This is a genomic window from Exiguobacterium sp. s7 (assembly GCF_018618195.1).
Lineage (GTDB): Bacteria > Bacillota > Bacilli > Exiguobacteriales > Exiguobacteriaceae > Exiguobacterium > Exiguobacterium mexicanum_A.
This window is the reverse complement of sequence record NZ_JACSLO010000004.1, coordinates 144,741-169,042: the sequence shown is the minus strand read 5'-3', so window position 1 is coordinate 169,042 and position 24,302 is coordinate 144,741. Positions and strand designations below refer to the sequence as shown.

Below are 24,302 nucleotides of genomic sequence, written 5' to 3'. Positions count from 1 at the left end.
TTACTCGACTTTCGCGAGTGCTTCTGACACGAGTTTCACATAGTCGTCAATCGTATATTCGATCGAGAGTGGTGATGGTGTCCCAGCAGCCGCGAGCGGCGTGTTATCTTCGATCATGACGACCGAACCGCGTTTGATGGCCGGCACTTTGCTGTAGAGCGGGTCAGCTTGAAGTGCTTTCAACGTCTCTTCGTTCCCGTAGGCGACGAAGATGTCGACGTCGTTCAAGATGTCAGCGTTCTCTGAGCTGAGCTCGAGGTAGAAGCTGTTCTCATCTTTGATTTGGCTTGTGATGTTCTCAGGGTACTCCATGCCGAGTTCTTCGATGAAAGCACCGCGTGGGTCACCAGTCGTGTAGATGTAGAACTTCGAGAGATCGCCTGGGCTGAGCGCGACGAATGCCGCTTTCTTCCCTTTCATCTCCGGTACTTCAGCTGCCTTGTCGGCGATGAGTTTCTCTGTGTCTTCAATCAACTGTTTGCCTTCTTCTTCCATGCCCATGGCCATTGAGTCGTAACGAACCGTGTCCTGCCATGATGACACCCAAGGCGTCTCTTGGTATGCGACGACCGGTGCGATTTCTGTCAACGTGTCGTAATCTTCTTGCGTGATGCCTGAGTAGGCAGCAAGAATGACGTCCGGCTGTGAGTCGGCGATCGCTTCGAAGTCGAGACCGTCCGTATCTTGGTAGATGTTCGGGTTTTCTTCACCGAGGTCTTTCAACTTGTCAGCCGTCCACGGCAACATGCCGCTGCCGTCTTGGACACCGTAGTTCGCAGCCGAGAAACCGACTGGTACGACGTCAAGCGCGAGCGCCACGTCTTGGTTCGACCAACCGACCGTTGCGACGCGTTCTGGCTTCTTGTCGATGACCGTCTCGCCTAACGCGTGTTTGATTGTGATTGGATAGCCTTCTGCCGTTTCAGCAGATTCATCTGTCGTGGCTGCATCTTCATTGTTCGAGCCGCATCCTGCGAGCACGAGCACGAAAGCAGACATGATGATGAACATATGTAGCATTTTCTTGTAGCTGTTCATGTCCTAGTCCCCTTTTTCTGTATGACAACGTTTTACGCCGACATTGATAATCATTATCAGTTATGAGTATAGGATGAATCGAGTGGCGCTGTCAATCTGAACTTCAAGATATTTAAGGAAAAATAGAAAAAAGCCCTCTTCTCTCAAGTGGTAAGATGCGGGCTAATTTCATAACGTTTGATTGGCCAAGTTGATCAGTTGTTGGACCGGCAAGCGGGTCTCGTCGTCGAGTTCCACGGAGTTGCCATCGAGGTAGTAGATGATTCTTGCAGTGAAACCGTTTTTGTTAATCCACCATAACCCTTGTGACGTCGATTCAGATTCATCAAAGAAAGCAGCCGTCCCGTCTGCGAGCTCGTATTGGTCCCCGTATGACGAAAGATCGTCCACGTCTTCAGGTTCATCGACGACTTTATCGACAATATAATGTAGCTCTTGTGACGTCTCTTCGTTTACATAATGAAACACGAAACTATGAAGGTAATGCGGCACTTGAATGTCGACTTCTGTGTAACGCCGAGTGATTTCAAACGGAAACACAATCGGTTCTTCAAACGTGTGTTCAATCGGTGGGTTTGGTGGGTCAGGCCAATCCGTCGTTAATTCAAACAACGCTAAAATGACAATCAGCCAACCTAGTAACCTTATCAATCGTTTCATGTTCATCTGTCTCCGCTCAATTCATAAGTAATTTGCGTTCTACACTCATGATACGACCCATTTAACCACAACTTACAGAGCGTTTTGTTGTGAAAGGTCAATTGTATATATTTATAACAAAACCGTACCTACTCTTTATGAGATCGGCACGGTTCTTTAGTTCATTGTTCAGTCCATACATCTTTCAATTGCCACACGTTGCACGTTTTGACGTTGACACTTCCACCTTCGGCATAGAACGATAACCCAAGACTCGTCGGATCGGGATAGATCGGGCTTGTCATCACCGTCGTCCCAGCGTCGGCGAACACTTCCACCGAAAACCGGTCGAGGAAAATCCGTAACTGGAGCACATCCCCTTCCACGTCGACCTCAGCCGTTCTGATTCCATCGACGCCCGTCCCTGACTTCGTTCGATCGAGTGTCAATTGGCGGGTTTGAGGCGAGAAGCGGATGACGGTCTCTTCTGAGCCATCTTCACTCCGACGTAACTTGATACCGAACGTATCTGCTGTGACATCACTTAATGAGAACTCAACCTCTAGCTCAAGCAACTCCCCCGCCACATCCATGACGATTTCAGTCTCTTCAATCGTCGTCAACTGGACGTCCAGCCATTTAGAACACAAGACTTTCAGATCCTCGACCGGCTCCATCTTGATGCGCCCGTTCTCAGACCGTGAAAGGACACGTGGTAACGTCAACGCCCCGGCCCAGCCATGTTCTTTCGTCGGCATCTCCGATTCCCACATGTCCATCCAGCCGATGGCGATGCGGCGCCCTTTGTCATCGAGCAACGTCTGGACGGCATAGAAATCATGATCGTGGTCGAGCTCTTGGAAATCACCTCGCTCAAACGTGTTCGTTTCATATTCGAACGAACCGGTCACGCAACCCGTTTGGAACAAGTTCTGATACCGGTCCCCTTCTGGTTTCATCCCTTGCGGTGAAAATAAGAGGATATGCTCACCGTCGAGTTCAAAGAAAACAGGACACTCCCACATGTAGCCTTCCGTCCCATCACTTTCTCCGAGAACGCCGAGATACTGCCATTCCTGTGAACTACTCACCACTTAGTTGCTTCGCAACTTGAAGTGGGAGCTTCTTGGGAAGACCGTGCTCTTACCAGCCACGGTTATGGACCAAGCTCGTCGGGCAGTCCCTGCCCTGGGATGTTTCGGTCGGCGAGGCGCAACAGGTTGAGGCTCGCGTTGACGTCGCGGTCATGGTATGCCCCGCACGCGCCGCATGTCCACTCGCGGACGTCTAGCTCCTTCCTTCCGCCGTTCTCGCCACAGGCCGAACAGACTTGGGTCGAGGCGAACCACGGGTCGGCCTTGATCAGCGTCCGTCCATAGAGCCTAGCCTTATATTCTAGTTGGCGGACGAACTCGCCCCATCCGACGTCCCCGATCGATTTCGCCAGGCGGCGGTCCTGCATCATCTCCCTCGGCTTCAGCGTCTCGACCACGACGACTTGGTTCTCGTCGACGATGCGTCGCGACAGCTTGTGGAGGAAGTCGTGCCGTCGGTTCCGTACCTTTTCATGCTTTTTCGCCAGCAGGAGCCGCGCCTTCTCGCGGTTCCTGCTACCGGGCTTCTTGCGGGAGAGCGCGCGCTGCGCCCGTTTCAGCCGTGCCTCGGCCTGTCGCAGGTGGCGCGGGTTCGCGATCTTCTCCGTGACGAGAGCGTCGTTCGTCATGACGGCAAAGTGTTCCAACCCGAGGTCGATCCCGACCTTGTGCTCGGCCGGCACCCATGGCTCGTCGCCCTGCTCGACGAGGAGCGACACGAAGAACGTGCCCGTCTTCGTCATCGACACGGTCGCGGAGCGGATCTCGCCGTCGAAGATTCGGTGCTGTGTGAAGCGGACGAACCCGACCTTCGGCAGACGGACCTTTCCCGCCTCGATGCGGATTGTGCCGTGCTGGTTGTTCGTCGTGTAGGACGCGCGCGATTTTCGTCTCGACTTGAACACCGGGAAGGCAGCCGTCCCGGCGAAGAACTTCGTGAACGCCGCGTCGAGGTGCAGCTTCGCGTTCGCGAGCGCGAGGCTGTCCGCCTCGGCGAGGAACGGGAACAGGGGCTTGTAGGAGGCCGGTGTCGGCGGTTTCTGCCTCGGCCCGCCGCTCGCCTTCGCCTCCTCGTGGATGGCGATGCGGTCCTCGAGCAGCTTGTTGTAGATGAACCGGGCGCAGCCGATCGTCCGGACCAGGAACTCGGCCTGTGCCGCCGTCGGGTGGAGCCGGTATTTGTAGCCCTTCAGCATGTCGCCCCTCCTCTCGGCCGATGATCGTGATTAACGCCTTCCTCATCCGATACCCGCGACGGGGGAAGGGAAATCTGACAGAATCACGAACTTCCGTTCGTCATATCTGTCACAGGGGCAGCCCGAGGATCTGGGACCAGGCGATTCATCTCCCACCTACGCTGGGCTTCGCCCGAGACTCTCAGAGGTGGGAGAATTCTCGCCAAATTTAGTTAAATGAATGAAATCAAGGACGCTTCTTCCGCATCACATCCGCGATTGGACACCCTGCCTGTTCGAGTTCCGAGACGATACGCTTATAATCCGTTTCGTTTCGATTCTGACTCAGCTTGAACGCCGCCTGCATCTCCGAAATGTCGATGCGGAACCCGACGACGCCATATTTCTGCCGTTGCACCGACTCGGACAGTTCCTCCCAGACGACGGCGTGCTCCCGGTCCCCTTCATGGTCTTGAAGCAGTCGAGCCAAGTCTTCATCGAGTTGGTCCGCATTTAAAATGGTGGCCTGTCCGTATGCATGGACGGCCTGATAGTTCCATGTCGATACGTCCTCATGTCCGTACCACGACGCCGACACATAGGCGTCCGGGCCTTGGACGATCAAGAGGACGGTCTGGTCTTCAATCGTTTGCCACTGTGGATTGTTTTTGGCGATGTGTGTCGTGAACCAGACGCGGCCCTCTTCCTCATGGAAACGGAGTGGCACGTGCGTCGCGATCGGTTTTTGGCCATCATACGTGACGATGGTGCCAAACGGATGGGCCTTTAGAAATGCGTGCACTTCTTTCGGATCGTTCACAGCGTAAAGTTTTGGGACGTACATCGTATTCCTCCTATCTTGTTCGTTCATCAACTGACTGGCCCATTCCGTATAATTCACGCCAACTAGGGTAAAGAGTAGATGACGCTACATCATACAGGAGGGATTTTATGAAACCGCAGATTAAAGCATTCGTGTTCGATGTATATGGGACCTTGTTCGATGTGCATTCCGTCAAGACGGCGTGTGACGAACAGTTCCCCGGAAAAGGGGACCAAATCAGCCAGTCGTGGCGGACGAAACAGCTCGACTACTTCTTTACCCGCCACATCATGGGACGTTATGAGGACTTCTCTGTCGTCACGCGCGACGCGCTCCGGTATGCATTGTCGGCGGCCGAAGTGACGTGGACGACCGAGACGGAGGATGCGTTGATTGCCACGTACGCCGACCTGTCACCATATGAAGAGGTCGCGGATGTCTTGCACCAGCTGCATCATAAACAGACTATCGTTCTCTCGAACGGGACGGACGCGATGCTCGAGGCGCTCATCCACAACGCCGGGTTCACCGACCTGTTCGACGAGCTCGTCAGCATCGACGGTATCAAACAAGCCAAGCCGTCACCGGCCGCCTACATGCATTGGTTCAAGAACAGCGGGTTGAAGCGGGACGAGGTGCTGTTCCTGTCCTCGAACGGATGGGACATCGCCGGTGCGAAGAACTTCGGGTTCCATACGGCTTGGATCAACCGCGACGGCAAACCGGTCGATATGCCCGACCTGGCCCCTGACGCCGTCTATGAGGACTTGTCCGGGATACTGGAATGGGTCACGGACGAAGCGGCTTGGCCATAATCAAATCGACTTGGGCGTCATCGCCCATATAAAACGTGTGTGCCCCGGTCTGGACGAAGCCGTGCTTTCGGTAAAAGGCGAGTGCCTTATGGTTATGTTCCCACACACCGAGCCAGATTTCACGTTTGTTCAGCTCACCCGCGCACGTGATGGCCTGGTCATACAACGCCTTCCCGACGCCGCTCCCTTGGAAGGTGCGTCGCACATAGATCCGTTCGAGTTCGAACGCCTCCTCGCCCATGGCCTCGGTCTGGGCGTTGTTGGCGTTCACTTTTAAGTAACCAGCCACTTCCCCGTCAAGTATGGCGAAGAAGAACTGTGAGTCTGGATTCGAAAGTTCTTCTTTGAGTTGCGCCACGTTGTACGCCCGCTCGAGATACGCCGCCAGATGCACCGGGTCGTTCTCGGCCTCGAACGTCTCCGTGAACGTCTCGATGCTGATAGTGCGAAGTGCTTCGACGTCTTCGATTGTGCAAGCTTTGATGGTGATCATGTTCGTTCCCCCTAGTAGTCTCGTTTCTTCCCTTTCTTCACGGCATCCCAGTCCCCTTCGATATTGTGGCGGACCCGCTTCAACAGCCGGAGCAGCTGCTCGGCTTCCTGGTCGCTCAGCCCGGCGAGCGCGACGTTAGTCGAATGCTCATGCTCGCGGATGATGACCGGATACAGCGCCTTGCCCCGTTCAGTCGGGACGAGCCGTTTGATTTTCTTGTTGTGCGGGTCGTCCTGCTTCGTGATCAACCCGTTCGTTTCCAACTTTTGAACCGCCCGCGCCGCCGTCGTCCGATCGACTTTAATTAATTCGGCGAGCTTCTCTTGAATGATGCCCGGCTCCTCACAAATCCGGACCAAATATAAATATTGCCCTTTCGTCAGCTCGAGTTCTTTGAACTCGATATTGCTGATCGAGTCGAGGGAGCGGGCGATCATCCCGATTTCACGCAACTGGTCTCTCATATAGTCCTCCTGATTGTTGTGTTTGCAATATGTTATGTTTAGTATAATGCATTTAGTTGCATTTGCAACAAAAAGTATTTTGGGTATGAACTTTGATTATGTGAGAAAATGGAGGTATCATTCCACGAAACGAGGGGATCTCATGGCACACCGCATTTACACGACGAGCTTTGCGAGCGTCTATCCGCTTTACGTCGCGAAAGCCGAACGGAAAGGCCGGACGAAAGACGAAGTCGATACGATTATCCGCTGGTTGACGGGCTATGACGAGGCCGGACTCGAGCGCCAACTCGCTGCCGAGGTCGACTTTGACACATTCTTCACCGCTGCGCCCAAGATGAACGAAGACCGCGCCCTCATCAAAGGCGTCGTCTGCGGCGTCCGCGTCGAGAATGTCGAGGAGCCGCTCATGCGCGAGATTCGCTATTTGGACAAACTCGTCGATGAACTGGCCAAAGGCAAGGCGATGGCGAAGATTTTACGAGGAGGCGACGTCTGATGGACTATACGACACTCGTCGACGACAAGCGGCTCGACGCTTTCATCCGTTTAATTGACGTCATCGATGCGAACTTACCGGCCGGGTTCGAGAAGACGACCGACGGGAACGGCATCCATTATGTCGTCCCGCTATCGACGTATCCGTCCGGGTATCACGTCACGCCGGGCACCCCGCTCCCGTTCTTGAGCGTCATCGCCCAGAAGAACCATGTCGCCGTGTATCATATGGGCGTCTATAGCGACCCGGAACTGCTCCGCTGGTTCGAGGAGTCATACGCCGCCCAAGTGCCGACGAAATTGAACATGGGCAAGAGCTGTATCCGCTTCGGCAACGTCAAACATATCCCGTACGAGTTGATTGGCGAGCTCGTCTCGAAGATGACGCCGGAGCAATGGATTACGGCTTACGAATCACGCTAAACAGGCAGGTCGAATTGTTTCGACCTGCCTTTCATCATGCATGGAACATATCTCATTCATTCATTTCGAGCGTGATAATCCGATCATGACGATTAGCCACATCTAAATCGTGCGTCACGGTGATAATAGTCGTATTAAATTCATTGTTCATTTCAAACAATAGATCGATGATTTTTTCTTTGTTTTTTGAATCTAATGACGCCTTCGGTTCATCTGATAAGATGATTTGGGGATTCATCATGATTGCTCTCGCAAAAACAGCTCTAGACCGTTGGCCACCCGAACACTCATGCGGTTTCTTTTTCAAAATCGACTCAATCCCAATCTTCTGAACAATTCGTTCAAAGTGTTCTTGAGCGTTTCGGTCTTTTTCGATGTTGGCATACATGAGAGGTAACTTGATATTATCCTCGATGGTTAACGAATGAATAAGCGCGGAATCTTGAAGCACAAACCCAATCTTTTGATTGCGCCACTCTGCCAGTTTGTTTCGTGACAACTCATTAACCACTGAACCAAACAGCTCGTAGCTTCCTTCGTATTGTGTATCGAGCAATCCGAGAATATTAAGCAACGACGTTTTTCCGACCCCAGACTCCCCGATGATCGAAACTTTTTCCCCAGTTTGAACTTCCAACTCAAAATCATTCAAGATTGAAAAACCTTTCTGTTTGAACGTTTTGTTCTGGATTTCTAACTTCATGATACGATTCATTCTAAAACCCCCACCGAGATTGGAATCTTTTTTATTTTCCGTAATGTCAGTTCCACAATCGTTAACCCAATCACCAGATTGATTAAAAGAACTACCAGTAAAGCAAACCAATCCATACTGATTAAACCAAATAGCCCGTACGTGGCAAAAATGGCATCTTTTCTAATCCAATAGCCGTATCGATTGAACGCGATAATCACAAATAGCATGGCTAGATTCAATGTAAACAACATTCCGAAGTAACTATAAAAAATCGTTCTCAGTTTGGAATAACTTAATCCGACCAATAAGTTGAGTGTAAAATCTTTAATCATCAACCGAACACTCGTCAAACTGGTCCACGTTGCTAGACTAACAAGGATGACAAGCAGAACGAAGGTGATGGCACAGATGATTTTTATCGAGTTCGCATAATACGCCTCAAAGTAATCAAAGTTTTCTTGTTGACTAAAAAAGTTAAGTTTCAGACCTATATTTTCTTGTACGTATTCGTTCAATTCCGCGGCTTCCTCTTTTGTCGAATCGAGTAGCACCAGATCCATCAACCCGTTCACATGAAGGTCAATGTTCGCTCGTTGAATAAATTGTTCGTTCACGGGGACGAGAATCGCAAAGTTAAAATAGTTCTTTGAATTGGGCGCATAGAAATTCGACCGGTGCGTATTCTTCTCCAAAACTCCTTGAACGTTTAAATTGACCGCTTGTTGGGTGACCGGATCTGTCATTTTTATCGTTGAACCGACAGGATATGTCGAGGCCAGACCGGCCCCTATTAAAACCGAGATTTGGTCGGTGTCCAATTGATAATCGAATTTCAAATGGTTCCCTTGCGGTAAATTTAATTGGTTGATTTGATACGCCTTTTCATTGATATAACTGACAGACACTTCCATGTTCTGTTCGTTAGGTAATGAAGTGGCAAACCCATCGGCTTGAAAAGCGTATGTATAGTTGTCGTTTAAATAGTCGTATAGCTTTTGTGTAGCTTCGACATCGATTCCATCAAACTTCGCTTCCTGATCAGGGTCTAGGTTCGCAATGAAATTGCCTGCTTGATTAAACACACCGATATCTTGATAACCTTGAAACGTTGAAATAATGGAACGCGCGGCAATAAAAGAAAGAGAGTTGGCAAGAAACAGCAAGGCGACCGTACTCAGCACCAAAATCCATCGCTTCAAAAATATTTTAGTGATAAAAAAGTGTAAGATTTTCATTCGTTCGTCACCTGCCCCGCACTCACTAGTATGTATATAGTAAAAATAAAGACTAAGTAGAGATTGCTCGTTACAATCACATTTAAATAAAAGCCGAATAAAAGCGACGCTACAAAGCTAATCATCAATATCGTTAAACTATTTAAAATGTATCGTTTGACCATCCCTTCCCGTGTATCACCTACAAGGATGCGGCAGGATATTTCTGTCTTCTTTCGATTTAGAAATTGATAATGAAACACAATCATCATAAATGTAAGGGAAATACTTATAATCAGTCGATAGTCTACAATACTGTCTATAAAGGCCTCTAAAAGAGAAGCAATTTCTACGTTCGAAGTTTGCACATAAACCAATGCCAAATTTGAAGCAAAGCACATGAGATAGATGGCAAACGCCTCTAGCGCGTCACTCAATCTAAATAACGAATATTTCATAAGCCACCCCTTACCATAGAGAATGAACACGAGCCAATTTTACATAATTTATATTTAAAAGGGAACGGAAGGAAATAATGTGCTAGCTCAATTTACGACATACGCAAAAACAGGCAGGTCGATGGCGACCTGCCTGTTCGTTACACGTTAAATCGTTTTGTCATTTGACGCATCTCGTCTGCCATGTTCGACAGCTCTTGGGCCGAAGCCGTGATTTCTTCCATCGACGCCATCTGTTCTTCCGTCGCCGCCGAGGTGTTCTCGGTGTCGGTCGCCGTCGTCTCCGTGATGCCTTGAATCTCGTTCACCGATCGTAAAATCTCGGTCGCACCGGCCGCCATCTCTTGGACAGAGCCTGACACTTCCTCGACTTTTTGACCGACTTCTTCGATCGCCCGCTTGATGTCCTCGAACGCGACGCCCGCCTGTTGGACGTTCGTGACGCTGTGGCCCATCTCGCTCTCGACAACATGCATCGTCTGGACGGCTTGTTTCGTCTCTGTCTGCGTATCTCCAATCAAACCAGAGATTCGTTTCGTCGCAATCGCCGACTCTTCAGCAAGTTTCCGAACTTCTGAGGCAACGACGGCGAATCCACGTCCTTGGTCGCCGGCCCGGGCCGCTTCGATGGCCGCGTTTAAGGCGAGCAAGTTCGTCTGTTCGGCGATGCCGGAGATCGTACCGGTGATGCTGCCGATTTCTTGGGAGCGGACGTCGAGTTGGCCGATGACCGTCTGCAACGCCTTCACTTTTTCGTTCATCGCCTCAAGCTGGGACTCGAGCGTCTCAATCAACTCGTTGCCGGTCCCGACTTTTTGAAGTGCCCCATCCGACAGTTCAGTCATATGCTGGGCACTGTCCGAGACGTGATGAATCCCGTTCGTCAGTTCGGTGAGCGTACTGCTCGATTCCTTCACACGCGTCAATTGACGGACCGAACCGGATGCAATCTCTTCCATCGTGACGGCGACCATCTCGGTCGCTTTTGTCGTCTCTTCGACGTTCGATTTCAAATCGTCCGATGACGTCGCGACGCGACCGGCTGTCGCCGTGACATTGCCGATCAAGTCGCGAAGACTATCTTTCATCTCGTTAAATGAGTTGGCGAGCGAACCAATCTCGTCACGCGACGTGTACGTGCTGTCGACCGTCAAATCACCGGCTCCGGCACGGCTCATGAGTCCATTCAACTCACGGACCGGACGGACGATGAGGCGCGTGATGTAGACGCCGAGCCCGATTGAGATGAGTGCCCCGATGGCGACAAGCGCCCAGAACAACGTGACCGATTCCGTCCGCTCGTTCTGCATCGTCGTGCTTGCCGTCTCGGCTTCTTGATTGATGCCGTCCATGACGACCGTTGCCGTCTCGACCAAGTCTTGACGGACCGGTCGCAAGTCACTCATATAGATGCGGTACGCCGCCGTGTTCTCATTCCGAAGCACCGGCTGAAGCACGAGCTCGGTCCCTTCGAGATAGGCTGCAATCTCGGCATTCAAGTCTTCGACTCGACCTTGCATCTCGGCATCTGTTGAGGCGAACGTCTCGTTGAACAGTTCGAGGTTCGTCCCGATGCTGTCACGCCGTTCCTCGATACTTGCCTCTAGTTCTTCATTTCGAGACGCATCCGTCGTCAGCATCAATTCGAGCAAATACCCGTCCAAGGCACGGTTATCCGTCCGGATTTGACCGAGGGCGCGAATCGGCAATAACCGATCTTCATAAATCGATTCTCCCGCATCGGCCATGCGTCCCATGAAGACGTGGCTGAGTGCTGCGACGAGAACGAGTGTCGCGATGAATACGCTGATCAGTACTGTCAGTTTTTTAGACATCTTCAAATTTTTCACGATGATCCCTCCCTACCTGATTTATCGTAGGAAAGAGGCTTGAAATGAAGTGACTTTACACATGCGTTGACCTATGTTTCCATTTTCTGATAGGTCAAGCGCTTAATTCGCACATTGGGCACCGATTTGTAAGCTGGTTCACCTTCATTCAGACGAAAAATGCGCTACGATAAATAAAAGACTGATCGATACGAAAGGAATGATTCCCGTGCCACGCCCGCTCAAACTTAGTCTCATGCTCATTGTGTTCGGGAGTATCTTCTACATCACTCATTTCCACTATGAACTCCGTCCGTCTGACGTCCGTGACAGCGTCCTGTCGTTCGGCTGGTGGGGTCCTGTCGTCTTTTTCCTCATCTATGCAATCGGACCAATCATCTTCTTGCCGACGTCGGTGCTGTCACTCGGGGCCGGTCTCGCCTTCGGGGTTTGGCCCGGTGTCCTCTACATCTTGTTCGGGGCGACGGCGGCGGCCGTGACCGGTTACGTCATGGCCCGACTGTTCGGCAGGTCCGTGCTCAAGGTCGAGAGCTATCCGTGGTCGGAGAAGCTGTTCACACAGATGGAGCAACGCGGCTTCCTATACGTATTCGTCTTGCGGCTCATCCCGCTCGTCAGCTTCGATTTGCTCAGTTACGCGGGCGGAATTGCTAAGGTCCGGTTCCGGTCGTTTATCCTCGCGACCGTCCTAGGCATGATTCCCGGGACACTCGCCTACAGTTTTCTCGGAGCGAGTCTCGCCTCGGGAAGCATCACTTTGGTCGTCATCGCCGCCCTCGTCTTCGTCACGTTGATTGGTGTCACTTATTATTTCCGGGAACCCGTCAAACGGTGGCTCGGGCTCACGTCAGACTAGAGAAGCGCATCCGCTTCTCTTTTTTTTGCTTCGGCGTGTAAAAACGATAAACATTCGTGCCAATCGGACGATACTCTAGTAGCTATATCGACCTATTATCAGGAGGAATCTGCATGAGTTCTGAAAAACGCAATCAATTGATGCTCGTCACCACGTTCGTCATCGTCTTGACGTCTGTCATCGTCCATCTGCTCCACCGCTTCACGGATTTTGCCTATACGTACACCGTGCTCCGAAACGGTGCCGTCGGCTACGCATATCCCATCGCGACATGGGTCCTGTTTGCAGTCCCAATCGTACTATTGATCGCCATGGTCGTCAGCCAGCGCGTAAAACCACATCTTTTCCCGTACTTGATGATGCTGACGCTCACGTTCGCGAGCATCTCGACCGTCGCCGGTGGGCAAGGGCTCGTCGAATATCATTTCTCGATTTTCGTCGTCTTGGCGATTTTGTCGTTCATGCGCCGCATCGATTTGATCGTCTACAGTACGGTCATCTTCGCCGTGCAACATCTCGCTGGATATTTCTTGGTTCCTGAAATCATTTGTGGAACAGCGGATTATCCGTTCAGCCTGTTGCTCGTCCATGCGATCTATCTCATCCTACTGAGCGCCGTGCTCATCGCGCAAATCCACTTCCGTAACCTCGAGTCGTCGCGTGTCAAAGTACAGGAAGATGAGACGCGCCGTCTGTTACAGCAGGCCGTCACCGACGCCAGTCAACTCGTCATGACATTGAAGACACATGCGACCGAACTCGAGACGGCAGCCAACCAGTCGCTCCAGTCCGGGGAACAAATCGCCGTCACCGTCGATCCGATCGTCGCCCACGCGACCGAGCAAGAGACGTCGATGAACCACGGGGCCGAGGAGATTCAATCGATTCGCTCCCTCACGGCGCTCATCCAAGAACGGATGGCCCAAACAGCTGCCGCTTCGTCACGGATTGCGGCCGACGCCATCGCCGGGGACGGCGACATGCGACGGATGGAGGCGAAAGTCGAAGAAATCATTAGCGAATCGGAACGACTCGAACGCGTGGTCACGACGATGTCGAACCGATCGACCGAAATTCAAGCCATCCTGCAGCACGTCGAGACAATCAGCGACCAGACGAACATGCTGGCTTTGAACGCCTCGATTGAAGCCGCACGGGCGGGTGATGCCGGTCGTGGTTTCGCCGTCGTCGCTTCTGAGGTCGGCAAGCTCGCCGTCCAGTCCCGAGATTATGCAGCCGAGATGACCCGCGTTCTCGGTGGACTGATGGACGATACGATCGTCGTCCGCGATTCGGCACAGTTATTCAAACGCGCGACCGAGAACTGTCAAACCGTCTCGGCCGATGTGACGGCCGTGTTCCATCGCCTGACCGAAGACGTCTCTGAAATCGACGGTCAAATCAGTTCGATTCAAGAGACACGTCAACGCGTGACGTCTCAGATGGAGACGCTCGAGGCGCGCCTTGCGACGACGAAACGAGCGGCGAGCGAACTGCAGCAACAAATTCAGCACGTCGCCGCCGCGACCGAAGAACAAGTCGCCATCCAAAAAGAGTTGAGCCACATGTCGGACCGCCTCGCCTCGACCGCGAGCACGTTAGAAGACGTGACCGGTCAGCTCGAAGCCCGAGCGAACTAAAAAACAGACCGCGAATGTGGATTCGCGGTCTGTTTTTATGAATGGCTGAAGAATGAAATTTTTGCAGTCGACCGAATGATGAGTACCGATATGAGCATGAGGATGGCCGCGATTCTAAAGCCCGTATCCCCGATGACATTGAATTCATATCTCAGCCCGAACAATAATCCTAATCCTAAGACGACGCCGATTAAGAACATCATGTTTTTCATGTAATCGATCCTTCCTATGTACATCTATGATTATCCATTTATTGTTAGTATAACGGATGGGGATGACGTGTTCACAAATATGTGAAGACAAATCACTAATATTCATCAAAAAACGTCACGTTCTCAATCATCGAAAACGTGACGTCACTATTATCGTTTATAACGTTGATACGAGCTTTTGAAGCGCCTCTTTGAGCGGTGTCACCGGACGACCGAGCACCAACTCGAAATCATTCGACTCGACCTCGAGCGAGCCGTTGCGGATGCTGTCTTGAATGCCGACGACGATCGGAATCGCTCCTTCCGGCACCCCGGCGCCGCGCATGACGCCAGCATAAGCGTCAGTACTCACTTCTTGAAGGGTCACTTCACGCCCGAGCACTTCACTGAGCGCCTCGACGAGTTCGGCTTGCGTATAGAGCGGACCTGACAATTCGAAGATGTCTTGTTCGAAATCGTCCGCCATCAGGACGTTCGCAATCGCTTCAGCGTAATCTTCTTGTAGCGCCCAACCGACCTTCCCGTCACGGGCTGCCGTCACCCAAGGTGCGCCGGCAAGCACTCCTTGAATGCTACCAAGTTCGTTTTCTAAGTACCAGTTGTTGCGCAAGAACGCGTGAGGGATTCCCGTCCGCTCGATTGCGCCTTCCGTCTCGACATGTGGCGGGGCCATCAAGTTTTGGCTGTCTGTCGCGTCGGCGAGACTCGTATAGGCGATGAACGATACGCCTGCGCGTTCGGCCGCCTCGACAGCGTTCGCATGTTGACGGATGCGCGTGTCGTTGTCCCCGTCCGCCGAGATGATGAGCAATCGTTCGACACCTTTGAACGCTTCATCGAGCGTATCAGGCTTGTCGAAGTCGCCGTGTCGCACATCGACACCTTTCGCTTTCAGTGCTTCCGCTTTCTCCGGATTGCGGACGCTGACCGCGAGTTCACTTGCGGGTACCGACTTGAGTAACACATCGACAATTTTCGAACCGAGTTTCCCGGTTGCACCTGTGACTAAGTATTTCATAAATCATTTCCTCCTTTTAACCTGTAATTAAATCGGTTACATGTAATCATCATAGTTACAGCATCTTCGTTTGTCAATTGTTTGTTCCCTGTTATACTGAAGATGTAACCAATTCACTTACATGACTTGTGCAGAAAGGTGGTAGCCTATGTCCATCAGTAGCCGTTTCGCGGTCGGCATTCATATCTTGACGTTGATCGAGGTCAATCAGGACGGCGTCACCTCGTCTGACTTTTTGGCCGGCAGTGTCAACACGAACCCGGCTTTGATCCGAAAAATCATGGCGATGTTGAAGAAGGCCGACTTGATTGAAGTGAAGCCTGGCGTCGCCGGAGCCAAACTGACGAAAGACTTGACCGAGATTTCGCTCTATGACGTCTATCGCGCTGTCAGTGTCGTCGAGGAGAACGAGCTGTTCAGTATCCATGACAACCCGAACCCGGCGTGTCCTGTCGGCCAACATATCCAAGCGACGATCGAGCCGATTTTCATCCATGCCCAATCGGCGATGGAATCGGTATTGAAGCATGTGACCCTCGCCGATGTCGTGAACGATGTCGCGACGAAAAGCCAAGCAACCTGAAGAGAGGTTGCTTGGCTTTTTTTCAGATGAGTCGATACTTTTTGAAGCTATTCGCAAGCCCGTCTTGGTCACAGGCGTCCGTCACATCGTCGGCGACACGCTTGACCTCGGGTTTGGCATTGCCCATGGCGACACCGACCTCGACGTATTCGAGCATCTCGATGTCGTTCAACCCGTCCCCGTAGGCGAACGTCTGCGCTCGCTCGAGACCTAGATGTTCGAGCAACGTCGCAATCGCCGTCGCTTTGTTGACGCCCGGGATGGAGAGCTCCCCGCTGTTAGCCCCGAATACAGCGACCGTGCTCGGGATGACGGTGAAGCGGGATGCGAACTCTTGTTGGATGACGTCGAGCGGGACGGATGAGCCGAGGAACGAGATTTTGTTCACGTCGGGACGGACGAGGTCGACCCCTTCCATCATCGCGTCATGGAACGGCTTCAAGCCGCGCTCGATCGTCGCACTCGCCTCCGGATTGTTCGCCATCAACTCGTCAATCATCGTCGCCACCCGTGCCTTAGCGTTGCCGCCGGCGAACAGGCCGTCGTTCGACTCAAGATAGAAATCGATGCCGTGTTCCGTAAAGAAGGAGATGAGGTGGCTCAAATCATCGACGGAGACTTGTTGATGGTACAACACTTCTTCCTCGAGTTCGATGTAGCCCCCGGCTGCCCCGATGATGCCGTCAAAGCCGACGTCGAGAATGTCCGAAAACAGCTCCGCCTTCGAGCGCCCGGTCGACAAGAAGACGAGATGGCCGTTCTGTCGCGCCTGTCGGACGGCCTCCTTTGCCGATTCCGGGATGTTGCCGTGGTCATCGACGAGCGTGCCGTCGACGTCTAGAAAGATGATGTGTCGCATAATATCCTCCTTTTTTTGTCCTGAACACAAGAAAAACCTAAACCAGACGCAACACGTGCGCCCAGTTTAGGTTTTGCCTGGCAATCCAGTAACAATCCTAATGTATGTCGTTTTCCCCTCAAGCATACCGCTCGCGCATTTCGTTTGTCAAAGCTGTCGTTGTTGCCGCACGTCGGCCCGTGGCGACAGCCCGAACAACCGGGCATACTCGCGGCTGAACTGCGATTGACTCTCGTAGCCGACTTGGAACGCCGCCTCGCCCACGTCCGTCGCCTGCATGAGCAACAGCCGTCTCGCCTCTTGGAGCCGTAACTGTTTTTGGAATTGGAGCGGGCTCATCGCCGTCACTTCCTTGAAATGACGGTGGAGCGTCGAGACGCTCATATTGGCGACGCGGGCCAACTCTTCACTCCGAATCGTCTCGTTGAAGTTCGCGATGATGTGGTCGATGACGCGTTTGATCCGGAACGCCTGACTCCCCTCGAACGCCAACTGCCGCAGCATCTCCCCGTTCGACCCTTGCGCCACCCAATACAGGAGTTCGCGCTTATAAAGCGGCGCGAGTGCCACATGATCCGGTGTATCGACGAGACGGGCGAGACGGAGCGCGACATCGAACAACGCCTCGTCGGCATCGGCGATATACATGCCTCGTTTCGGTTCACGCGGCTCAGTCAGCTCGACGTGCCCGACGGCATCGATCAAGTCGTCAATCGTCAACTCGAGTTTCAACGCCACGTATGGGACGTCTGCGCTCGCTTTCGTCACTTGTCCCGTCACAGGCAAGTCGACCGAGACAACGAGGTAATGTCCGCCCTCGTAGACGAGCCGTTCGTCACCGAACAACATCTCTTTCCCCCCCTGCAGGATTAGGCAAAATGACGGTTCATTGACGCGTGTGATCGGTTCGGTCACCATCGATTCATGAATGAACGTCATCGCCGGGACGATCGTCGGATGCACCCCGTCCCCCGGTATGTGTCGTGTGATGACGTCAATCAGTTGCAGTCGTGTCTCGATGTCGTTCACCCTCCCTCTGGATTCTCCCCTTCAGTATACGGTAGATTGTTTTCTTGGACGAGCCCTGTCCAACCTGTTGAGAGGATTAGGCAAAAACACGACATGAACGCGCTAACGCTCGCCCTGCTTCCCGCGTCATACTGATGGCAAAGGAGGGGAATCGACATGGAAAAGACGTATCACGTGGCGGTCGAACGCGGCTTCGCGACATTGCTCACCCGTTGTGCGCATTTCGCACTTGCCCATAACGTGGCGATTCGGCTCGATTCATTCCGACTCGACCCGACGCCGGAGGCACTTGTCGAGGCGCTGGCGCTTCCGATCGGCACCCATACCGAATTACGATTGACCGTCAACGATGACAGCACCGTGGATGAGTTCGAACGGTTCCTCTCCACGTATCAACTTTGAAGGAGGCATTTTCATGGAATACGTAAAACTTGGCAATACGGGACTCGATGTCTCAAGGCTCTGTCTCGGCTGTATGGGCTTTGGCGACGCGAACCGATGGATTCATGACTGGGTACTCGATGAGGCGGCGACCCGTCCGATCATCAAACAAGCACTCGACCTCGGTATCAACTTCTTTGACACGGCAAACATCTACTCGAAAGGCACGAGCGAGGAATACGTCGGACGTGCGCTTCGGGATTATGCGAACCGGGACGAGATCGTACTCGCAACAAAAGTTCACGGTCGAATGCACGACGGTCCGAACGGCGGCGGCTTGTCGAGGAAGGCGATTCTGTCGGAAATCGACCATAGCTTGAAACGGCTCGGCGCCGATTACGTCGATCTGTATATCATCCACCGTTGGGACTATGACACACCGATCGAAGAGACGATGGAGGCGCTCCATGACGTCGTCAAATCCGGGAAGGCCCGCTATATCGGTGCATCGGCGATGTACGCCTGGCAGTTCCAAAAAGCGCTCCACGTGGCGGAACGGAACAACTGGACCCGGTTCGTGTCGATGCAAAATCACTTGAACTTGATTTATCGGGAAGAAGAACGTGAAATGTTGCCGCTTTGTCGGGAAGAGAAAATTGGGGTCACACCGTACAGTCCGCTCGCCTCAGGACGTCTGACCCGCGACCTATCGACCGTGACCCACCGCTCCGAGACGGACGTGATTCAACGTTCGAAGTATGACGCGACGATGGACGCCGACCGGCTCATCATCGAGCGGGTCGCCGCCATCGCTGAGACGCGGGGGATCACTCGTACCCAAGTCGCCCTCGCCTGGCTCCTTCAAAAAGACACGGTCACGTCTCCAATCATTGGCGCCACGAAGGCACATCATTTGGACGAAGCCGCCCGTGCATTGACCGTCACGCTAACGGCGGACGAGATTGCTTCACTCGAAGAACCGTACGTGCCGCATGCGGTCGTCGGTGCGTTATGATCAATATCACTTTGATTTTTTCCGAGCTAACAATATGCGAAAATAAGTTCTTTCGACCTTAAAAGTTTATTCTTCTTCAAAATTGGTTAACACTTTACTAAAGACCTGATACGAGGAGGAATTAGACTTATGTCTGATCACAAACAAAACGGTAAGTATGACCACATCATTGACCAAGTTGCAGCCAAGGCGAAAGAAATAACTGGGAAAATGAATGATGACAAATCGACTCATCAACGCAACGACGGCCATTCCGACTCTTTAGCGGACAAAGTCAAAGGCGTTCTGAATCAATTCCAAAAGCCTAAAAAGTGAGGAATCGGGACTGGAACAAAGCAATCCGTTTTCAAGAGCACTAATTTCTGTACAGACGAGACCACCTTGAGCGAATCGCTAAGGAGACGTGCTAGCCTCTCAAGTGAATCATATCTCGAATGTAGATGAACCGGACGTCTAGCCAACAAACTAAACCGAGGCGCTCGCCTCGGTTTTTTTCTTATGTATACTGGAGGAAAACGCTTTAGGAGGACTCATGCAATATTCCACACTTGAATTAACCGAAGCGAAACGACAAATCGATTCAATCCTCCACAAACTGAACGAGACGGTGAAAACGCTCGAAGCGAAAGACGAACCCGCCCGTTACAAGGCGCAACTGACGCTCGCCAAACGTCGCATTCAGGCGTTGACGATTGCCGTCGACTTGATTGAGACACAACTCCCTACCGACACATGACAAAAGCGGCCGATCACTCGGCCGCTGTTGTTTGCGCTTCGGCTTCTTCAGCCGCCTTCGCTTCCTCTTCTTCTTGTTCTAGCTCTTCGATCAATCGCTTCATCTCGGCGATTTCTCGTTCTTGCGCTTTGATGATCTCTTCTGACAACTGTTTCACGCGCGGGTCTTCGATTTCCGCCCGTTCGCTCGTCAAAATGGCGATGGAGTGGTGCGGGATCATCGCTCGCATCCAACTGACGTCATCGACCGTCGTCTGGCTCCGGACGAGCCATAACGACAAGCCGAAGACGAGCGCGCTCACGCCCAAGATGATGGCGTTCAGCTTCTTGTTCTTGTACATGCCCCACATGAACAGCAACATGACGAACGCCATGACCGAGCCCATGATGAGCGCCATGTACAGACGCGTCTGACTGAAGAAGATGTGGTCGAGTTGGAACACGTTCAAATACATGAGCCAGTACATGAGGAACGTCGACACAAGAATCATCACTCCGAATTTCGCATAAGGTTTCATTGTTCTCTCCTGCCTTTCTATTTATTTGCTTCTACGTATTCCTTTGCCTATTCTTTTTTCGTTAAAACCCCATGATTCATCTAGTCGAGCGAGCGTTCCTACCATTTCACTTCTTTTTCACAAACAGGGGCTATACTGTCAAAATGGACTTTGCCGACAAAGGAGACATCAAGACGTGTTAAAAAACCTGCAAGACCTGTTGACAGAGCTGAAACAGCTTGTGACATGGACGTATTTAGACAATCCTGCCGAAACGATGATTGAAGGCATTTCCTTCTCCTCCAAAGAAATTAAACAAAATTTTTTATTCGTCTGTATATCAGGGTATCGACGTGACGGCCATGACTACGTGAACGAGGCAATCCACAACGGGGCCGTGGCCATCATCGCCGAACGTCCGATCGAGGCCCGGGTGCCTGTCATCTACTGTAAAGATACGAAACATGCATTAGCTGAACTCGCCAGTGCGTTCTATGACCATCCATCGACGCGACTCCGTCTTCATGGCGTCACCGGGACGAACGGAAAAACGACGACGACCGCCCTGGCACATCAACTGTTCGACCAACTCGGCATATCCGCCGGCTTGATCGGCACACTCGGTATCACCTATTCCGGTCAGACGTTCGAGACACCGAACACGACACCCGATTCGCTAACCATCCACCGCCACCTCCACACCATGATCGAGGCCGGCGTGACGGATTGTCTGATCGAGGTATCTTCCCAATCCATCGCGGAGAGACGTATCGCGAACTTGTCATTCGAGACGACCTCGTTTCTCAATCTGTCGCACGACCATTTGGATTACCACGGCACGATGGAGACGTATGCGTACACGAAAGCCCAATTGTTCGCGCAATTATCGGATGTGGGTTGCGGCATCGTCAATGGTGACGACCCGTATCATGAGCTCATGCGGTCCGTCGCACCACCTCACGCGAGGTGGTTCAGGTTCAGCCGTCATTCGTCTGTAGCCGATTTAACCGGTCAGACGGAAGCTGACCGTTTTATCGTTCGTATGGACGGAGAGACGGCGTTGTCTGCGCCCCCGTTCCTAGAAGACTATAACCTCGACAACACGTTATGTGCGATCAGTATCGTCCTTCAAACGGGTGTCTCTTTAAAAGAGATTGTCCCTCACCTCTCGAACTTAACCTTGCCGAGCGGGCGACTCGAGAAAGTGTCGGGCATCACGACACCCGTCTATATCGACTACGGACATACTCCGGATGCCATTGAAAAAGTCGTGACATCGCTAACGGCCCGTCATTCTCGTGTGCTCGTGTTACTCAGCGCCGCCGGTGAGCGAGACCGGATGAAACGTCGGATGATGACCGACGTGGTCGCTGTTTCAGGCGCCGACTTCATCTTGACCGTCCATGACCCGCGCCATGAAAATCCCCAGCAAATCCTCGACGATTTAGCGGATGGACAGTCTGCCGAACTTGCCCATTTCGACAAGCGCGAAGAAGCCATCCGTTTCTTCTGTGAGCGGATGGTAGACTATGACTGTGGGGTCCTGTTCGGGAAAGGACATGACCACGTCGAGCGCATCGAAGACCTCCTCGTGCCGTTCGACGAATCGGAGCTTGTCCGACAGTTCTTTACAAGGAGAACGTAGCACGACTCTCGAAATTGGTAGGAACGATGGACGAAAACAAAAGGAGGACAACAGATGAACATCTTGATTGTCGATGACGAAGTAAAAATGAGACGGCTCCTTCGCTTATTCCTCGAAGGGGACGGCTACACTTGCATCGAGGCCGCGGACGGACGAGAAGCCATGGAGCTGCTATCTGAACGTCCGGACTTGGTCATGTTGGATATCATGATGCCCGGTGTCGACGGGATCACGTTGTGTCGCCAAATCAAAGCACTCGACGCCGAACTACCTGTCGTCTTATTGACGGCCCGCTCGGATAGCGAGACGACGATCCGCGGATTGGACGCCGGGGCTGACGACTATGTCACGAAACCGTTCGAAGGCAACGTGTTGTTGGCCCGGATTCGCGCAGTGTTACGACGGAGCCGCGTCACGAATGTGAATTATGGACAATTGCGCTATGAAGAAGCGAGCGGACGCATCCTGTATCAAGAACAAGAAGTCGTCATGACGCCGAAAGCGACGGCCATCTTAAAGTTGTTTCTGCAACATCCGAACCGGTTGTACAACCGGATGGATTTATATGACTTGGTATGGCCTTATTCGTCCGAATCGGACCCGCGCACGGTCGACGCCCATATCCGTATGATTCGCGACAAACTCGGCGAGGCCGGCTTCCCGATTGACGATTATTTGAAGACGGTGTGGGGACGCGGCTATCGCTGGACCGAGGAGCGGTCGGACTCATGACGTTCCGACGCAACAGCCTCCCGTTCCGAATCAGCCTGATTTTTTTGTTGACGACATTGCTGATTGAAGGTGTCTTGTTCTTACTGCTTTACCACACGTTGCTCGGTGAGCGCGTCGTCGAAGAAATCGATCGCCTCGAGTCGCGGGCCGAGAGTCATGCGAACGTACTCTCGATGAGCTTTGATGCCGAGACGATTGGTCATGTCGCGACGATGGAAAGTGAGACCGATACGAAAGTCGCCATCACCGCTCCCGACCATTCGATTTTGCAGACGTCCAATCGCTTTCCCGACCCGCTCGCGACGCTCGTTCAAGATGAAGCGAGCCGAGAGGACGTGAATGAAACGATCGTGCTCGAAAATGATTGGGAGAACGAACCGTATCTCGCGGTGCGGACCCCGATTGACGCCATGGAAGACGACACCCGCTTCGGATATGTGTATATGTTTCTCCCGACCGAGATCATTCACGAGATCAGCCATCGCCTCCAACTCCGATTTCTCTACATCACAGGGATCGCGCTCGTCATCACCGTTTTGACGTTCGTTTTGCTGAGCCGTTTGATTTCAAATCCGATTCAGCTGTTGCGCCGAGCCACCGAGAACGTACTGACGAATCCTGAAACGTTGACGCTTCCGACGACTCGAGAAGACGAGATCGGGGAACTTGCCCGCTCGATTGAAGCGATGTCGCTCGAACTCGTTCGTCTTCGTAAAGAGCGCAATCAATTTTTATCCGACCTCGCCCATGAGATCAAGACGCCGCTCACGTATCTGCAAGGCTATGCCGAGATCGCGTCAAAACCACAAACACCAGGACCGTTAAAAGAACAGTCGATTCAAACGATTCTTGAGGAGAGCCAAGCGCTGACGGAACTCGTCGAAAATGCGTTCCAACTCGCCCAGTTGGATGAGAACACGTTCACGTTGCATCGCGAAACCGTGTCTGCAGGTGAGTTATGCGAAGATTTACGCAGAGTGCTCGATACGATGTTCCGGGTGACGCCGATCGCTTTCAAAACTCAGACCGATTGCGGCGCAACAGACATCATCCTTCAGTTGGACCGAAGTCGAATCTTACAAGTGTTCCGTTCCATCGCCCACAATGCGATTGAACACAGCGAGGCACGCCACGTCCGATTTGATATGCAGCTTGCGAATGAGTCGCTTCATTTCACCATTCAAGATGACGGGAAAGGCATCCCACAAGATGACCTGCCTTACATCTTCGATCGTCTGTATCGGGTCGAAAAATCACGTTCCCGTCGGACAGGAGGCAGTGGCCTCGGACTCGCCATCGCCCATCAAATCATTCGCCTGCATGAAGGCACGTTGACCGTCGCCTCCGACCAATCCGGGACGACGTTTACCATCACGCTTCCGCTCCACTAAAAATGGCCGGCCCCTGACTCAGGCGCCG

At 52.5% G+C, this 24,302-nt stretch carries 29 protein-coding genes; 13 read left to right on the top strand and 16 right to left on the bottom strand.

Annotated features, from left to right (window positions below):
• The 5 genes from KNP79_RS07340 to KNP79_RS07320 form a co-directional block, all read right to left on the bottom strand.
• On the bottom strand, positions 1-1,038 hold the full coding sequence (locus KNP79_RS07340; protein WP_214824707.1) for an iron-siderophore ABC transporter substrate-binding protein: 1,038 nt from the start codon (positions 1,036-1,038) through the stop codon (positions 1-3).
• Positions 1,039-1,206: 168 nt separating this feature from the next.
• Positions 1,207-1,698: a hypothetical protein gene (locus KNP79_RS07335; protein ID WP_214824704.1), complete on the bottom strand. Its 492-nt coding sequence runs from the start codon at positions 1,696-1,698 to the stop codon at positions 1,207-1,209.
• 161 nt (positions 1,699-1,859) lie between these two features.
• Positions 1,860-2,768, bottom strand: coding sequence for a glycoside hydrolase family 32 protein (locus KNP79_RS15860; protein ID WP_215191739.1), 909 nt, complete (start codon positions 2,766-2,768; stop codon positions 1,860-1,862).
• Between the two features lie 65 nt (positions 2,769-2,833).
• Entirely contained in the window at positions 2,834-3,967 is a 1,134-nt protein-coding gene (locus tag KNP79_RS07325) for an RNA-guided endonuclease TnpB family protein (protein WP_215191738.1), read from the bottom strand.
• 226 nt (positions 3,968-4,193) lie between these two features.
• Positions 4,194-4,790, bottom strand: a complete 597-nt coding sequence (locus KNP79_RS07320; protein ID WP_214824697.1) for an FMN-binding negative transcriptional regulator — start codon at positions 4,788-4,790, stop codon at positions 4,194-4,196.
• A gap of 107 nt (positions 4,791-4,897) precedes the next feature.
• On the opposite strand from KNP79_RS07320, the gene KNP79_RS07315 reads away from it, so the two are divergent.
• Entirely contained in the window at positions 4,898-5,584 is a 687-nt protein-coding gene (locus KNP79_RS07315; RefSeq protein ID WP_215191736.1) for a haloacid dehalogenase type II, read from the top strand.
• Here the strand turns inward: KNP79_RS07315 and paiA are convergent.
• Both paiA and KNP79_RS07305 read right to left on the bottom strand, forming a co-directional pair.
• Positions 5,559-6,077 (bottom strand): spermidine/spermine N(1)-acetyltransferase, encoded by a 519-nt coding sequence (paiA, locus tag KNP79_RS07310; protein ID WP_215191734.1) that lies wholly within the window; start codon positions 6,075-6,077, stop codon positions 5,559-5,561. The genes KNP79_RS07315 and paiA overlap by 26 nt on opposite strands.
• 11 nt (positions 6,078-6,088) lie before the next feature.
• Positions 6,089-6,541: a MarR family winged helix-turn-helix transcriptional regulator gene (locus KNP79_RS07305; protein ID WP_214714399.1), complete on the bottom strand. Its 453-nt coding sequence runs from the start codon at positions 6,539-6,541 to the stop codon at positions 6,089-6,091.
• A gap of 142 nt (positions 6,542-6,683) precedes the next feature.
• Here KNP79_RS07305 and KNP79_RS07300 point away from each other — a divergent pair, with 142 nt between their 5' ends.
• Both KNP79_RS07300 and KNP79_RS07295 read left to right on the top strand, forming a co-directional pair.
• Positions 6,684-7,040 (top strand): DUF2200 domain-containing protein, encoded by a 357-nt coding sequence (locus KNP79_RS07300; RefSeq protein WP_214764318.1) that lies wholly within the window; start codon positions 6,684-6,686, stop codon positions 7,038-7,040.
• Positions 7,040-7,462 (top strand): DUF1801 domain-containing protein, encoded by a 423-nt coding sequence (locus KNP79_RS07295; RefSeq protein ID WP_058764716.1) that lies wholly within the window; start codon positions 7,040-7,042, stop codon positions 7,460-7,462. Before KNP79_RS07300 ends, KNP79_RS07295 begins: the two co-directional genes overlap by 1 nt.
• Positions 7,463-7,514: 52 nt before the next feature.
• On the opposite strand, the gene KNP79_RS07290 is transcribed toward KNP79_RS07295, so the two are convergent.
• The 4 genes from KNP79_RS07290 to KNP79_RS07275 form a co-directional block, all read right to left on the bottom strand.
• A complete protein-coding gene (locus tag KNP79_RS07290) occupies positions 7,515-8,177 on the bottom strand; it encodes an ABC transporter ATP-binding protein (RefSeq protein WP_215191732.1) in 663 nt (220 codons plus the stop codon).
• Entirely contained in the window at positions 8,174-9,394 is a 1,221-nt protein-coding gene (locus KNP79_RS07285) for an ABC transporter permease (RefSeq protein WP_215191730.1), read from the bottom strand. Before KNP79_RS07285 ends, KNP79_RS07290 begins: the two co-directional genes overlap by 4 nt.
• The gene (locus tag KNP79_RS07280; RefSeq protein ID WP_034779131.1) at positions 9,391-9,831 is read right to left on the bottom strand and encodes a hypothetical protein; all 441 of its coding nucleotides are present in this window, start codon (positions 9,829-9,831) and stop codon (positions 9,391-9,393) included. The genes KNP79_RS07285 and KNP79_RS07280 overlap by 4 nt, the downstream gene beginning before the upstream one ends.
• A gap of 140 nt (positions 9,832-9,971) precedes the next feature.
• Positions 9,972-11,666 carry a methyl-accepting chemotaxis protein gene (locus KNP79_RS07275; RefSeq protein WP_251132903.1) on the bottom strand — a complete coding sequence of 565 codons (1,695 nt, stop codon included), beginning with the start codon at positions 11,664-11,666 and terminating at the stop codon, positions 9,972-9,974.
• A gap of 223 nt (positions 11,667-11,889) precedes the next feature.
• On the opposite strand from KNP79_RS07275, the gene KNP79_RS07270 reads away from it, so the two are divergent.
• On the top strand, positions 11,890-12,537 hold the full coding sequence (locus KNP79_RS07270) for a TVP38/TMEM64 family protein (RefSeq protein ID WP_214824687.1): 648 nt from the start codon (positions 11,890-11,892) through the stop codon (positions 12,535-12,537).
• A gap of 113 nt (positions 12,538-12,650) precedes the next feature.
• Positions 12,651-14,177 (top strand): methyl-accepting chemotaxis protein, encoded by a 1,527-nt coding sequence (locus tag KNP79_RS07265; RefSeq protein WP_214824685.1) that lies wholly within the window; start codon positions 12,651-12,653, stop codon positions 14,175-14,177.
• Between the two features lie 35 nt (positions 14,178-14,212).
• Here KNP79_RS07265 and KNP79_RS07260 read toward each other — a convergent pair whose 3' ends face one another.
• Both KNP79_RS07260 and KNP79_RS07255 read right to left on the bottom strand, forming a co-directional pair.
• Entirely contained in the window at positions 14,213-14,389 is a 177-nt protein-coding gene (locus KNP79_RS07260; RefSeq protein ID WP_021066193.1) for a hypothetical protein, read from the bottom strand.
• A 157-nt stretch (positions 14,390-14,546) separates the two neighbouring features.
• A complete protein-coding gene (locus KNP79_RS07255; protein ID WP_214824682.1) occupies positions 14,547-15,407 on the bottom strand; it encodes an SDR family oxidoreductase in 861 nt (286 codons plus the stop codon).
• 148 nt (positions 15,408-15,555) lie between these two features.
• Here KNP79_RS07255 and KNP79_RS07250 point away from each other — a divergent pair, with 148 nt between their 5' ends.
• Positions 15,556-15,990, top strand: coding sequence for an Rrf2 family transcriptional regulator (locus KNP79_RS07250; RefSeq protein ID WP_058764740.1), 435 nt, complete (start codon positions 15,556-15,558; stop codon positions 15,988-15,990).
• 22 nt (positions 15,991-16,012) lie between these two features.
• On the opposite strand, the gene KNP79_RS07245 is transcribed toward KNP79_RS07250, so the two are convergent.
• Together KNP79_RS07245 and KNP79_RS07240 are read right to left on the bottom strand one after the other, a co-directional pair.
• A complete protein-coding gene (locus tag KNP79_RS07245) occupies positions 16,013-16,849 on the bottom strand; it encodes a Cof-type HAD-IIB family hydrolase (protein ID WP_215191726.1) in 837 nt (278 codons plus the stop codon).
• Positions 16,850-16,996: 147 nt separating this feature from the next.
• Positions 16,997-17,878, bottom strand: coding sequence for an AraC family transcriptional regulator (locus KNP79_RS07240; RefSeq protein WP_371743423.1), 882 nt, complete (start codon positions 17,876-17,878; stop codon positions 16,997-16,999).
• 156 nt (positions 17,879-18,034) lie between these two features.
• On the opposite strand from KNP79_RS07240, the gene KNP79_RS07235 reads away from it, so the two are divergent.
• The 4 genes from KNP79_RS07235 to KNP79_RS07220 all read left to right on the top strand — a co-directional run bounded on the left by KNP79_RS07235 (position 18,035) and on the right by KNP79_RS07220 (position 20,010).
• Positions 18,035-18,280: a hypothetical protein gene (locus KNP79_RS07235; protein WP_215191725.1), complete on the top strand. Its 246-nt coding sequence runs from the start codon at positions 18,035-18,037 to the stop codon at positions 18,278-18,280.
• A gap of 13 nt (positions 18,281-18,293) precedes the next feature.
• A complete protein-coding gene (locus KNP79_RS07230; protein ID WP_215191723.1) occupies positions 18,294-19,274 on the top strand; it encodes an aldo/keto reductase in 981 nt (326 codons plus the stop codon).
• Between the two features lie 129 nt (positions 19,275-19,403).
• Positions 19,404-19,589: a hypothetical protein gene (locus KNP79_RS07225; protein ID WP_214753760.1), complete on the top strand. Its 186-nt coding sequence runs from the start codon at positions 19,404-19,406 to the stop codon at positions 19,587-19,589.
• A gap of 217 nt (positions 19,590-19,806) precedes the next feature.
• Entirely contained in the window at positions 19,807-20,010 is a 204-nt protein-coding gene (locus tag KNP79_RS07220) for a hypothetical protein (RefSeq protein ID WP_214825277.1), read from the top strand.
• 13 nt (positions 20,011-20,023) lie between these two features.
• Here the strand turns inward: KNP79_RS07220 and KNP79_RS07215 are convergent, their stop codons facing one another.
• The gene (locus KNP79_RS07215; RefSeq protein WP_214796739.1) at positions 20,024-20,527 is read right to left on the bottom strand and encodes a DUF305 domain-containing protein; all 504 of its coding nucleotides are present in this window, start codon (positions 20,525-20,527) and stop codon (positions 20,024-20,026) included.
• Positions 20,528-20,702: 175 nt separating this feature from the next.
• Between KNP79_RS07215 and KNP79_RS07210 the strand changes: the two genes are divergently transcribed.
• The 3 genes from KNP79_RS07210 to KNP79_RS07200 are packed head-to-tail and all read left to right on the top strand — an operon-like array spanning position 20,703 to position 24,274.
• The gene (locus KNP79_RS07210) at positions 20,703-22,151 is read left to right on the top strand and encodes a UDP-N-acetylmuramoyl-L-alanyl-D-glutamate--2,6-diaminopimelate ligase (protein WP_215191722.1); all 1,449 of its coding nucleotides are present in this window, start codon (positions 20,703-20,705) and stop codon (positions 22,149-22,151) included.
• 54 nt (positions 22,152-22,205) lie between these two features.
• Entirely contained in the window at positions 22,206-22,883 is a 678-nt protein-coding gene (locus tag KNP79_RS07205) for a response regulator transcription factor (protein ID WP_138858806.1), read from the top strand.
• The gene (locus tag KNP79_RS07200) at positions 22,838-24,274 is read left to right on the top strand and encodes a sensor histidine kinase (protein WP_215191720.1); all 1,437 of its coding nucleotides are present in this window, start codon (positions 22,838-22,840) and stop codon (positions 24,272-24,274) included. Before KNP79_RS07205 ends, KNP79_RS07200 begins: the two co-directional genes overlap by 46 nt.
• Positions 24,275-24,302: the final 28 nt, after the last annotated feature.